6 protein-coding genes are annotated in these 14,260 nt (G+C 41.1%); 3 read left to right on the forward strand and 3 right to left on the reverse strand.

Going from position 1 to position 14,260, the window contains the following annotated elements; genetic code table 11:
* A partial coding sequence (locus LBQ60_05280; GenBank protein ID MDR2037317.1) for an SPOR domain-containing protein occupies window positions 1–320 on the reverse strand: 320 nt, incomplete at its 3' end.
* Window positions 321–552: 232 nt separating this feature from the next.
* On the opposite strand from LBQ60_05280, the gene LBQ60_05285 reads away from it, so the two are divergent.
* The 3 genes from LBQ60_05285 (at window position 553) to LBQ60_05295 (ending at window position 7,067) form a co-directional block, all read left to right on the forward strand.
* Complete coding sequence (locus LBQ60_05285) at window positions 553–1,326, forward strand: ThuA domain-containing protein (protein MDR2037318.1); 774 nt, start codon at window positions 553–555, stop codon at window positions 1,324–1,326.
* A 218-nt stretch (window positions 1,327–1,544) separates the two neighbouring features.
* The gene (locus LBQ60_05290; GenBank protein MDR2037319.1) at window positions 1,545–5,426 is read left to right on the forward strand and encodes a response regulator; all 3,882 of its coding nucleotides are present in this window, start codon (window positions 1,545–1,547) and stop codon (window positions 5,424–5,426) included.
* A 420-nt stretch (window positions 5,427–5,846) separates the two neighbouring features.
* Window positions 5,847–7,067 (forward strand): MFS transporter, encoded by a 1,221-nt coding sequence (locus LBQ60_05295; protein ID MDR2037320.1) that lies wholly within the window; start codon window positions 5,847–5,849, stop codon window positions 7,065–7,067.
* A 49-nt stretch (window positions 7,068–7,116) separates the two neighbouring features.
* Here the strand turns inward: LBQ60_05295 and LBQ60_05300 are convergent, their stop codons facing one another.
* Both LBQ60_05300 and LBQ60_05305 read right to left on the reverse strand, forming a co-directional pair.
* Complete coding sequence (locus LBQ60_05300; protein MDR2037321.1) at window positions 7,117–11,130, reverse strand: T9SS type A sorting domain-containing protein; 4,014 nt, start codon at window positions 11,128–11,130, stop codon at window positions 7,117–7,119.
* Window positions 11,131–11,356: 226 nt separating this feature from the next.
* Entirely contained in the window at window positions 11,357–14,119 is a 2,763-nt protein-coding gene (locus LBQ60_05305; GenBank protein ID MDR2037322.1) for a glycoside hydrolase family 78 protein, read from the reverse strand.
* Window positions 14,120–14,260: the final 141 nt, after the last annotated feature.

Raw genomic sequence — 14,260 nt, forward strand, 5'->3', positions numbered from 1 at the left:
TTATCCGTGGATGCTACTGAGACGCGGAATAAACCATTCTCGTTTTCAAGGATCACAGGTAAGAAATCTTCCTTTACCAGGTCGACCCTAAATTTCCGGGCATTCTCGATTACTTTGAAGGAACCGATGACGACATAATACTTATAGACCGTTTCGTCCGGAAGATCTACCGGTTGTACTTTCTCTTCCCTGACGGTAATTTCGGTCAATTCATTTTCCATGATAGGGGGAGCCGGACTTGTTGTCGCTTTTTTTTGTGAACTGCACGCCATCATTAGCGTACATAACGTGACCATAAAAAGTGTTCTGGTATAGATCATAATGATTACATGATTAGAAATTGAAAACTTCCCAAAGATAGAAGATATTTATTTTGATAACGAAAACTATCGGTTAAAGTTGTGCTATTAATAAAAAACTTACTGTAAGGAAGAACAAAGAAAGCACAGGGGATATTATAACAGCATTTGAACCATATTTATCAGTATTTAAACCCTGCATTCTGACGAATAAATTATTTTTGTAAAAATATCATTTTAAAACATTCAAAATATGAAAAAGGTAAGTAGTATGCTGCTTGTATTAATGCTGGTACTGGTGTGTGGAACTGTTTTAGCTTCCGGGCCTTCCGGAAAACCTAAATTTAAAGTGTTGGTATTGGCCGAGCGCGGGGGCGGACATGAAGGATTCAATGCTGCTGCACTCAAATGGCTGAATGATTTTTCGGAAAAACATTATTTCGAATATACGGAAATCACCAATACCAAGAAGATCGACGCCGGTTTTTTGAAAGAGTACAAAGTATTCCTTCAATTGGATTTTCCTCCTTATACATGGAGCGATGAATCAAAAGCTGCCTTTGTTGAATATATTGAAAAAGGAAAAGGCGGATGGGTAGGATTCCATCATGCCAGTTTACTGGGGAATTTTGACGGTTATCCTATGTGGCAATGGTTTTCGGATTTTCTGGGTGGAATCAAGTTCAAAAGTTATATTGCCGAAACGGTTTCCGGAACGGTTCATGTAGAAGACGCCAAACATCCGGTCATGAAAAATGTCAAACCTACTTTTATCTTACATGATGAGGAATGGTATACCTTCGATAAAAATCCGCGTCCGAATGTTCATGTCCTTGCTACCGTTGACGAATCAAGTTATAACCCGTCTTCCGATGTAAAAATGGGTGACCATCCTGTAGTCTGGGTCAATAAAAAAGTAAAGGCACGCAACGTGTATTTCCTGATGGGACATCATGCATCTTTACTGGATTCCGAAGACTTTAAGACAATGTTCGGAAATGCGATCTTGTGGGCTGCCGGAAAATAATTTATACTATTGACGAGCATTTGTTTATCCGGACAAATGCTCGTCAGTAATATAAATTTTGCTTTCATATCTTTCTCCACTATTTTCTACTATATCAATCTTTTTTTCACTATATTTGCATTATCTGCAGGTATCAGGTTTTGTTTTTGTCATCAAAGAATCAATCTTATTGCTGGGAGATTAAATATATACTGCTTTATTATGTAAATCATCATCGGATGAAATTCAAGTATTTCCTATTTAGCCTTTGGGTATTCATTTCCCCTTCCCTAAATGCTGGATCTTTTCTACACCTCAATGTGGAAAACGGTTTGAGTAGTCGCAGGGTTTTCCAGATAGCAAAGGATTCTTCCGGATTTATGTGGTTTTTTACTTATGCTGGAATTGACCGGTATGACGGATCGGAGATAAAGCATTACCGGTTAAGTGGTGAAGTGGATATTGAGGAAAGTTCGTTGTATTCTTCTAAAATGGTATGTGATAAGGACAAAAACATATGGATATCCGTAAGAAACGGGAAGATATTCTCTTATAATAAACTGCTTGATAAGTTTATCTTTCAGGTAGATCTGGCTTCTTTCCTGCCGGGGCAGGAAATTCTTCTGAATTCGATCATGTTCGACCGGGAAAATCGTTTGTGGTTGTGTATGTCTACCGGTTTATATTTATTTGATTTAGCACGCCAGCAACTCATGCTGATCAATGACTTTCAAGGGGAATCAGTAAGTGTTATTGAACAAGGTAAGGGTCACACTTATTATATAGGGACACACCGGCATGTCTACTACATGGAGGAGGGAATGGATGATTCCATGTTCCGTCCATCTTTATTTGATGTGGAGACAAGGGTAGAATCTTTGCATTTTCACCGGGAAAAGCTTTATGTGGGTACATTTTCAGATGGTTTGTATATCATTGATATTGGTGAGAAACAAGCTACGCATATGGATAACATTCCCGGTGTTCCTATCCGTGAGATCAAGTCCACATCAGATGATCATATCCTGGTTGGACTAGATGGCTCCGGGGTATATGTTTTTGATGCTATCAATAGTCAATTGATCCGGAAATATTTACCGGATGAAGATAATAATACCAGTTTACGGGGTAACACTGTTTGTGATATTTTCGTTGATGAATGTAACCGTATCTGGATCGGTACCTCTACCAATGGAATCAGTATACTTGATCCGCTTCTACCGGATGTTACCTATATCCGTCATGAACAAAGGAATGATAATTCTTTGATATCCAGTCATGTTAATGTTGTTTTTGAAGACTCGGACGGCGATATATGGTACGGTACCAATACGGGGGTCAGCATGTTCTCTTCCGGGAAAAAACAATGGAGGCATTTTATCAATGATAAAAACAAGGCCAAAGTAGTATTGGCATTATGTGAAGATGCGGATAAAGGAATATGGGTTGGCGGATTCGGTATCAAGACTCACCGGATCGATAAACAGACCGGGAAAATTCAATCCCTGCCTACCCGGCAAGATTCCGGTCTGTCCGGTATATCCTCCAATTATATTTATTCCATATATGCCGATAACCGTTATGTCTGGCTGGGTGGTATTGAAGGAGATCTAACCCGGTATGACATCCGGACTAAAGAATACCAATATTATGATATTACGTGCATCGGGGATATTAAACCGGTTAATGACAGTATTCTTTCTATAGCTTCCTGTGCAGGATTGGTCCTGTTCAATAAAAAAAATGATAGCTACCAGTTGTTCACAGAATTTGATGGTACGTCTCTGAATTGCCCTATCCGAAGCGTATACCCTGTGTCTATGGAAGAGATATGGATGGCTACAGACGGTAAGGGTTTGATTCGCTTCGATTTTATTTCCGGAAATACATTGTTTTTCTCATTGGAAGATGGTCTTGCATCCAATTCTATCCTTGGTTTATTGCAGGACAATAAAAAACGGATATGGTTCAGTTCCGAGAGTGGATTATATTATATAGATCCCCAATCGGATACGCCAATCAATATTGGCGAATATATAGGGTTGGAAGGCGAAAACTATAATGCCAATGCATGTGTCAGGCGGAAGAATGGAAACCTGATTTTCGGCACAGCCAACGGTGCTATGGAAATAGCCCCGGATTTTAACATCGACAATGATTATCCTACAAAACTGGTATTTACTGATTTCAAACTTTTCTATAAATCATCATCCGTAGATACTCCCGATTCCCCTCTGGAAAAAGCAATCGATGAAACTACCTTTATTTCGTTGAAATATGTACAGAATTCGTTTTCATTCTCATTTTCTTCCATCAATTTTACTCAACCCCATACATTACAGTATCAGTGTAAACTGGATGGCTTCGAAAATGAATGGCACGATGTGGGCAATAAAAATATAGGCTATACCAATATTAATCCCGGTAAGTATGATTTTAAACTAAGGGTGATCAATAAATACACCCAAAAAGTACTTGACGAGAGAAATATCGGGATCGCAGTTCAAAAACCCTGGTGGGCATCCTGGTGGGCGTTAACCATTTATCTGGTAATACTGACCGGTATTGCCTTCTTTGTGTTTCAATACATTAAAAACAGAATGGAAAGGCAAAGTTCCAGGGAGAAAATCAATTTTTTCATTGATGTTGCCCATGATATACGGACTCCTGTAGCGTTGATCAAAGCTCCTTTAAGCGAACTGGAAAATGAAGAATTGTCAGATTCGGTCAGGAAAACACTTTCAATGGCCATCAAAAATGCTGAAAAGTTGTTTTCACTAGTTACGCAACTGTTGGATTTTCAGAAAGTCGACCGGGCAATGGTCAAACTGTCGACTTCCATAAATGAACTTCATGCTTATATGACTGAGAAGATAGCATCTTTTGATAGTTTTGCCCTAAAGAAAAATATCCGCCTTACTATGGACGCAGACTTTGATTATTTGCAGGTCTGTTTTGACCGGAATAATATGAACAAGATCATAGATAATCTCTTATCCAATGCGATCAAATATACGCCAGAAAATGGTGTTGTGGAGGTGATACTCAAGCATACCAATGATCAGTGGTCGGTAGAAGTGAAGGATTCAGGAATAGGTATTCCCCTGCATGAACAGAAAAATCTTTTCCGGCAATTTTACAGGGCTGGGAATGCTGTTAATTCTAAAGAAACCGGGTCCGGGATCGGACTTTTGCTGACGCAAAAACTAGTGAAAATGCATCATGGGGATATTCAATTTACCAGTGTCGAAAACGAGGGCTCTTCTTTTAAAGTGAATTTTCCAATAGGGAATACAACAAATCCGGAGAATGAAAGAATATCTGTTATTGGACAAAATGAAGAAACTTCCGGAAGCATAAAGGTTTCGAAAGAAAAAATACTATTGGTGGAAGACAATGATGATATGCGGGCTTACCTGAAAACAAGCCTGTCACAGGAATACCAGGTGATCGATATGTCGGATGGCAGGCAGGTCCTGGAACAGGTATCCACAATCAATCCGGACATTATTATTTCAGATGTGGTCATGCCCTATCTTAGGGGAGATGAAATGTGCCGTATGCTGAAATCGTCAATGGAAACAAGTCATATTCCAGTTATTCTGCTTACTGCACTTACGGATAAGGAAAATATCATTATGGGATTGGAAAGTGGAGCGGATGACTATGTGACCAAACCTTTCGATTCATCTGTACTCAAAGCACGTATCCGGAATATATTACAAAACAGGGAAAAACTTAGAAAAGCTGTTTCTTCCGGCAATCTGTCAACAGAAGAAATCAATTATCCGAACGAACTGGATAAGGAGTTTATAGATAGGGCTATAGCCCTGATCAATGATGAAATGTCGAATCCTGAATTTTCCATCAATGACTTCTGTCAGTCAATGGCGATGAGCCGTTCTTCTATTTATAATAAGATCAAAACATTAACAGGTCAGGCTCCCAACGATTTTATCCGGATTATCCGGCTCAACAAAGCACAGGAACTATTGAAATCCAGAAAGTACAATATTTCGGAAGTATCTACTATGATAGGATTTTCCGATCCTAAATATTTCAGTACCAGCTTTAAAAAGCAATTCGGCATCAGTCCGAGTAAATATCTGGATAAAATATAGATAAGCACTCAGTGCTATTTATTGTTTTCTTAAGTCGCATTGATCAAATTGATTACGCTTATTAAATATGACAATAATTGTTGGGTATTACTTATTATATAGATTGTAAATATAATTACATAAAATATCACATTTATTTGCTGATGTTTAATACATTGAAAATCTTGAATGTGGAATTTTAAATTCGGAATTATATAACAGATATGATGTCTGTGGCTGTTTCTGATGATTTGCCAGAGACAGGTATTAGATATATCTGTTCGTAAATTCACGAATAAATATATCGATGAGATGAGAGGTAACAAGATCTTTTCAGCATTTGGATATTACCAGAACAGGTGTGTAGAAAAGATTTCCGGATCAGGGTATAAAATGTTCGAATAAAACCTACATTTGCACCCTGAAAATCCAATATATTTCATGAATTATCAAACTAAAAGGAATATCGCGGCAGGAGGGGCTACTTTTACCATTCTTTGGGCGTTGAGTCTTTCACATATGTTCAATGATATGTTGCAGTCCCTGGTATCGGCCATTTATCCGTTGATCAAGGATCCGTTACACCTTAGTTATGCACAGATCGGACTTATTACACTTACTTTTCAGTTTTCTTCATCCGTTTTCCAGCCCGTGGTGGGGTGGATTACCGATAAACGTCCTCAACCCTGGTCATTACCTATTGGTATGAGCATTACCATGACAGGTTTGTTATTATTGTCGCAGGCATCCAGTTTATTGGTCGTATTGATTTCCGTGGCTCTGATCGGATTCGGGTCGGCCATATTTCATCCCGAATCATCCCGTTTGGCCCATATGGCTTCAGGGGGCAGGCATGGAATGGCGCAATCGTTGTTCCAGGTAGGAGGAAACCTGGGTGGTTCGCTTGGTCCTTTGCTGGCAGCTTTGATCGTCGCCCCTTACGGACAACAAAATGTGAAATGGTTTTCACTGGTTGCATTGATGGCTATTGCCGTGATGATCCCTGTCAGTCGTTGGTATAAAAGCAATCTGAAGCGGATGAAACGGAAAAAAAGAATTGTCGTATTACCACCGTCGCCATTGTCCCGTCCGAAAACTATTTTATCCCTGGGCATCCTGTTGGTGCTGATTTTTTCAAAATATGTATATATGGCCAGTATCAACAGTTATTATACTTTCTACCTGATGCATCAGTTTGATGTTACAGTTCGTGAAGCGCAGATCTACCTGTTTGTTTTCCTGTTCTCGGTAGCTGCGGGAACATTGATCGGTGGGCCCGTAGGTGACCGGATCGGGAGGAAATATGTGATATGGGCTTCGATACTGGGAGTGGCACCCTTTACTTTGTTGATGCCTTATGCCAACCTGATGTGGACATGTATCCTGAGTGTTTTTATCGGATTGATCCTCTCATCGGCTTTTTCGGCCATCCTGGTGTATGCACAGGAGCTGATGCCTGGAAAAGTAGGGACGATAGCGGGTCTGTTCTTCGGCTTGGCTTTCGGGATTGCCGGGATTGCTTCCGCAGTCTGGGGAAAAGTAGCCGACCAGCAGGGAATTGAATACGTATACAGGATTTGTTCATATCTCCCTTTACTGGGAATAGTCACCTGGTTCCTACCGGATATCAGGAAAAATAAATTGCATGCCGTTCAGCATTAAAATCTTGCTATCAAAAGCATAAAACCCGGCAAAGTTGCCGGGTTTTATTTTATTTCTTAATCAATTTCCGGGTCATTGTACTTCCCTGCTTTTCTATTTTAAGCAGGTAAATTCCCGGAGGCTGATTACTCAGGTTGATGATTGCTTTGGCAGCCGATTCTTTTTTCGTGAGTAAGGTCTTTCCTGCCATATTGATCACCTTAACAGTATATTCGCCTTCTGGTCCTTCGATATACACCACATCCGTCACCGGATTAGGATAGACCATCCATTGGATATCATCGGGAACTGTTACTGATGATGTTCCATCCTGGGTAATGGTCATGGTTTCGTCATTCACAATAAAATCATTAATGGTATATGTCTGGCCCGATCTGGCATCTATCTCAACGCTGTTTGCGTCAAAGGTATAGCCCGGTATGTCTACCACTACCCGGTATACGCCTTCAGGCAGGTTGGTAAACCTGTAGTTCCCGTTGACATCCGGTCGTACGGTTTTTACCAATACCCAGTCGTCAGCTTTCTGGGCACTCTTGGTGGAACGGTATATACCTACGGTAGAGTTCATCGCTACCCGTGCTTTTAAAGAGCCTCGTTCAATGTCAACAGCATCATAGACAGAGCCTTCGATTGTAATGTCTCCCGATTCGATATCATCCGGGATCTGGCCAAGCTGGATATTGATGGCAAGATTATTTTCCTTCAGGTTGAGCATGGTTGCTTCCTTCCAGCCGGAAACACTTCCTGAGGGATTAAAATATGCCGGGAGATATCCGGTTGCTTCGGCATAGAAATAATATTTTCCGGCAGATATTACTTTTGAGAAGGAGCCGTCCGACATCGTCTCAATATTGATTGGTTCACCTGCAATAATTTTCCCGGAATCATCATTTAACGGATAGACCAGGACAGTTGCTGATGGAACGGTTACGCCGATACTGGTGATTTTTCCGGCAACTGTTACGTCTGCAAACAACAGATCGATTCGTGCTTCATCACCTTTTATTTCCACTTTGCCTGACCGTGTCACGTAACCTGGCCCTTGTGCAGTATACGAATAGCTTCCTTCGGAAAGATAGAAGACTGCTTGTCCGAAATAATCGGTTTCATAACTGGCAACCACATCGGCTCCGCTTTTCAAGGAAATATTGATCAGTGGTAATTTTTTGCCGTTGATATCGTTTGCTGTAAAAATAGCTATTCCCGAACCTACATAGGAGATGTTTACTTCCGTTGGGCCTGATACAGTGACTGTTCCTGTTTTCTTTGCCAGTTTATCCGTAAATACTTCATAAGTATAGGTACCGTTAGGAAGCATCAGGATATTGTTCAGGTATGGTGAGTTTTCGTCTTCTGGATAATCGTGAGAATCACCTTCTATGTAATAATCAAACGATCCTGGGAGAATATTGTACAATTCGTTCTTATTCTCATCAAAGATCCGTCCGCCGATTCCGTTGATTTTTTTGCCGCTGGCATCTTTCACATTAAAGGTAACCGGATAAAGCGGGTTATAAGAAACAGGAACAGTGATGTCGGATCCGGAAACTGAAAATGTTCCGGTTTGTTTCGGCAATTGACTTCCGCTTATATCATAAATGTAGGTGCCATCAGGCAGGTAAACCGTACTTGTCCCGTCACCATTATCGTTATCTTTTAATAATTCATTATTGACACTGTTGAAGATACGGATATTCGGAGAAGATTCCGGCATATCAGAAGTGGACGTGATCTCAAAGGTAACTTTATAATAATCTTCAAATATGATGTTGATTGACTGATCAGCATTTGCAACGGTGAAATCGCTTGTTTTTTTTGCATACTGGCCACCAAACGCTTCATAACGATAGTTGCCGGCAGTCATCATGATTGTATACTTGCTGGAAGTACCCCATCCTTCTATTTCTTTCCCATTCTGATCAAGGATCCTGATTTGGAAGTTATCATCAGATACCACCACTCCGTTGTCCTTTTTCTGCATATTGAAAGTGATTTCATGATAATTATCAAATGAGATTTGTTTGGATTGTGGTGCACCTTCAACAACCAGTGTCCCGGAAGAAGGAACATATCCGGTTAAACCACTATAAATATCGGGACCTCGATATACGTCATATTGGTAATTGCCATCAGGCAAGTACAATGTCGCTTTTCCATCCCCATATGTCTCAGCTTCCATTACTGTGGATTGGCCGTCGGAAATACGGATCGAAAAGCTTTCCACATCTCCCGGATTATTGATGATAAATTCCACTTTATTACAATCATCAAAGTCGATATCTATTTTTTTGGAAACGTCCGATATGGTAAATTCTCCTGTTTTTTCCGGGTAATTTATACCGTCCTGAAAAGAGACCATGTACCTATAATCGCCATTTTTGATATAGTATTCAGATGTGCCGTAAGAATACGGATTAAAATAAACCACATTGTTGTATTGATCAATAATGTTGATTTGTAGACTGTTAATGGGTGTATTTTCTTTGTCGGTAACATTAAAAGTCAATTTGGCTAATGTAATGTTCACCTCCTGGTTATTTGTATTTAAAGCCAATTGATATCCCTTGGCCATACTTATATCGTAGGTGTAAGTGCCTTCTGTTAAGTACAGAACAGCTTCTCCCTGTTCATTTGAGGAAGCCTTGGCAACGAATTTATCCGATTGGTAAATGGCGACTTCCTGGTTGCTGATATTTTCATTTTCTGTATTTTTCAAACGGAAAGTCACTTTTTTACGTGTAGAGAAAGATACCAGTTGTTCCAGATTGGTGGTGCTCACGGTGATGGAACCCTTCTGCGGATCATATCCGTCACTTCTTACCGCATATGTGTAGTTACCCGTTGGTAAATACAGATCAACTTTGCCGTCGAATGCTGTTTCTTTCTGCGCTACCTTTTTATTGTTCTGGTCATAAATCAGGACATCCGACTGAATTCCCTCATCTCCGATTCCTGTTATCCTGAACGGAACCTGATACAGGGTAATATTTATGTTTACATCTGCATTATTTACAGAAAACGGAGCGTTTAAATTCACTTCATCTGTTCCTCCTAAATTCCGGCCGATTTCATACAAATAATCCCCATTGGGCAGGTAAGTGATATATTCGCCGGGATTAGTCGTCTGATATACCGTTTGGATTCTTCTTGGTACCTCATTTAAACTGGTGATGATGGTATTCATGTCATCCTGTCGTGTTCCCCCGGCATTTTCTATAATAAATGTAATTTTATGGTAATCATAGGTGAGGCCTATTGTTTGTGCTCCGGATACTGTTACTGTACCTGTTTTATCCGTATAAAAAGAACCGTTGTCAAGGGGAGCGGTAAGGTATCGGTATGATTTGGCTTCCATATACACTACATGTATTCCGGTCTCATCTATATCTGAAGTATAGACTGAAGAATTTTCTGTATTATATATGGTAAGGTTTAATCTGCTGATTCCTTCGTTGGATTGATTTTTTGCCGAGAAAGTGACCGGATAATAATTGGCGTAATTAACAGAAAGTGTGCTTGGGGCTCCACTTACAGAAAGTTGTCCGGATTTTAATACATAGTTGTTGCGTTCAATATCATAATTATGTGTTCCGTCAGGTAAATAGACCAACATTTTTCCTTCGGAATCTGTAATTTTTCGTACCAACAGATCGCCGGTTGGGGAGAATACACTTATATCAGCGTTAGGAACATTTTCGGAGGTTTCATGGGTTATATTAAAAGTGGTCAATGAATAGTTTTCATAGGAAATCTCAACCGGAAGCGGGGTGTCATTCACGGTGAATGTTCCCCGGAATGCCGGATAATTTCCATTAGCAGTCAGCTCATAGGTATATTGTCCGGCGGAAAGCTGAACGCTAAACGTTGCATCGTTTACCCAGGGGGACATGAGGGGAAAGCGATTTCCTGCACGGTATATACTCATGGAACGGGCATATGTATCAGTTGCCGGTAACGGTTGTCCATCAACACCTTTAACTGAAAAAGATACTTCAATGGAAGACTGTGCCAATATATGGACGATACTTGTAAGACAAAATAAAAAGAGTAAAAGTTTTTTCATACAGCCTAATTTTAAATAAAAAATACACCTCAATCACAAGTTATCAAAGATGGATAACATACACTTAATTTTACAATAGGTACATATCTACAGATTACAGATAATGTATGCAAATATATGATATATACGGGTATATTTTATGTTCTGGAAATCATTTTTTTAAAATTGTTTTTGACTAACTAGAGAAAAGTAGGGATTAACTATCTCTAATTGGAATGACAGTATGCTATTCTATAGAAAAATTATATTTTCCTGATCCGATCCGGATGGCTTTATGACCTTTTGTATCTTTAATGATACGCGAACGGAAAGCTTGTCCGTTTTCTTTCAGTCGCTTTATATTTCCCAGCGGAAAATGTACCAAAGCCGAAGTGTTGGCCGGTATTTCGACATCCAGATAGAATTTTCCGTTTTCTTTTTTCCATTCGGAGGCGATCTTTCCATAGGGAGACATGAATGTGGCGGATGCAGATGTGAGGTCACCTACCGGTTCAGGCCGGATCACGATCTCTTTAAAGGCTACTGAGTTTTCGCTCTGCCTTATTCCGGCAATGCCGCTGTAAAACCATTCCATCAGATGACCGAGCATACAATGATTATTAGAAACATAACGCAGGGCGGCCCATGATTCGGTAAGCGCTGTCGCTCCCTTGGCCAGTTGGAATCCATAACCAGGCACATCTTCACGATGGTTAATGGTATAAATGGTTTCTGATGCTCCTTCGCTTTCCAATACCCTCAGGAAATAGCGGAATCCGATATCTCCCGGTGTCTGGCTATAATTACGTTCTTTTAGGTCATTCATGATGTTGAGGAAGACATCCTTCCGGTATTGGGGTTCTACCAGGTCCATATAGATGGCCATTGCATTGGCTGTCTGGCTGCCTTGGTCGTATTGTTTTGTTTCCGTATTGAAAAAGCGCTGGTTGAAAGCGGATTTTATTTCTTTCCCCAATTGTGTAAAATGGGCTTCATCTTCCTGATACCCGAGAATCCGGGCTGTTTTCTGCATGATGCAGACATTATAATAATAGATAGCCGTAGCGGTCACACCTTTGGATGTCAGTTGGGATTCTCCCGGGCTTTTCGGGCCGAGATCAAACCAGTCACCCAGGCCATGCGATACAATATGTTGGTCGGCTGTAGAACCCAGATAATTAATATAGCGTTTCATTCCCTCATAGTTTTTCCGCATGGGACGTTGATCCCCATACCACTGGTATAGATACCAAGGAAGGATAACATAAGCACTCCCCCATTCGGGTGAATCACGGAAACCGCCGGCAAAGACCACGATTTCCGGAGCAATATCCGGAACCAACCCATTAGGTAGCTGTGAAGCGCGCATATCATCAATTATTTTATGGTACATGCGGTTGATGTTATAGTTGTACTGGATGGACGATCCCATCAGGTGGGCTACCTCCAGCCATCCGAGCTTTTCCCGGTGCGGACAGTCAGTCAGTACGCTGGCCATATTGCTTCTGACAGACCAGTCGATCAATCGGAAAATACGGTTGAATAAATCGTTGGAACAGGTAAAGGTTCCCGTTTGCGGGGCTGAGTTGCGGGTATGTAGTCCACAGATACCGGTAACCACAGGCAGTTGTCCGGAGTTTTCTGAGCCCTCGGGGACAGCTCCTTCCAGCATCAGATAACGGAATCCGTAATAGGTGAACCGGGGTTGCCATACTTCGGTCCCATTTCCTGCAGTAGTATATCCGAACCAGAACGGACTTCCGGAAGCCCGTTGGGTGACTATACTGTCATCATCCAGTAGTTCACCCGGCCATATTTTTATCTGTTTCCCTTCTTTCCCTTTGATACTTAGCCGGATGATGCCGGATGCATTCTGCCCCAGATCATATATCCAGTCACCTTTTTTCGACCGGAAAACTCTGACGGGAGCAATGGTATCCATCACTTTTAAAGGCGTGGCTGTCTGGGGTTGCAGAGGAGGTCCTTCTACAATAAGCGCTTGTTGCCATTTGCAGGCATCATATCCGGGCATATCCCATCCTTTTCTCTCGAGACGGGCATCATAATCTTCACCTCCGTAAATGCTTGAAAATGTAATAGGGGAGGAGGTTGCTTTCCATGATGCATCGGTGATTACTTCTGAGCTTGTTCCATCGGTATATTCCATTAGCAAGCGGCAGATCGCTTTGGGATAGCCGTGCGAAACCACACATTTGAGATAACGCTCACGTGGAGTATGGTAAAAGCCGTTACCCAGCATAATGCCACATACGTTTTCGCCTTGCTGCAGGTAAGAGGTGATGTCGAAAGTAACATAAAGGGCATATTGTTCGTAACTGGTCCATCCCGGATCCAGAAAATGATCCCCTACCTTTTTTCCGTTCAGGTTCATCTCGAAATGACCCAATCCTGAAATGAAAGCAGTAGCCTTACGAAGTGTTTTTTCTACTTTGAAGTCTTTCCGGAACAATGGTAGCAGATCTTCCATATTCCCTAATGCATTGCTGCCACGACCATGTATTCCCGGAACTACTTTTTTCTCTTTGGGTAATTCCTGTAAGGCGATCCATTGCGCCCCCTTCCATCCGGCTGCATCTGTAAGGCCCATTTGCCAGGTAGAGATATCACTCCAGGGAGACTCGTTCCCGTTTTTGTCCCAGACTTTAGCCTTCCAATAATAGGTACCTGCCGGTTGTAGTTTACGACCGGCATAGAACACCTGTAATGAATTATCTGAGTATTGTGTTCCGGAATCCCAATAATTTCCGTTGTCCCTTTTTAATGTATCCGGATGGTCCGACACCAATATTCTATAGGCTTTTTGCCGGATCTCTCTGCCTTCTGATGTTATCTGCCATCCAAGAGATGGCGATGGCGTTTCTATACCAAGGGGATTGATCGCCTGCTCACAGGTGAGGTGGGAGAGGAAAATTTCAGTCTCCTGATTGGCTGTACAAGCAGTAAAGAAGACCAAAACAGATAGAAGAAGATCAAATGAGAAGGTTTTCATGTGAATAAAATTTATTACGCTGCCGCTCCATGAGAACGCTAGCGCTAAGTTGATTTTCAATGGTCACATGGAACCTTTAGCTCATCGATTCCATATGAATAATTTAATTTATCGATAATATCCATATTTTATTGACTTCGT

Source organism: Bacteroidales bacterium, assembly GCA_031275285.1.
Classification (GTDB): Bacteria; Bacteroidota; Bacteroidia; order Bacteroidales; family UBA4181; genus JAIRLS01.

Coding starts and splice junctions, on each gene's coding strand:
- LBQ60_05305 (MDR2037322.1), bottom strand. CDS start 14,119: ATGAAAACCTTCTCATTTGATCTTCTTCTATCTGTTTTGGTCTTCTTT.
- LBQ60_05295 (MDR2037320.1), top strand. CDS start 5,847: ATGAATTATCAAACTAAAAGGAATATCGCGGCAGGAGGGGCTACTTTT.
- LBQ60_05300 (MDR2037321.1), bottom strand. CDS start 11,130: ATGAAAAAACTTTTACTCTTTTTATTTTGTCTTACAAGTATCGTCCAT.
- LBQ60_05285 (MDR2037318.1), top strand. CDS start 553: ATGAAAAAGGTAAGTAGTATGCTGCTTGTATTAATGCTGGTACTGGTG.
- LBQ60_05290 (MDR2037319.1), top strand. CDS start 1,545: ATGAAATTCAAGTATTTCCTATTTAGCCTTTGGGTATTCATTTCCCCT.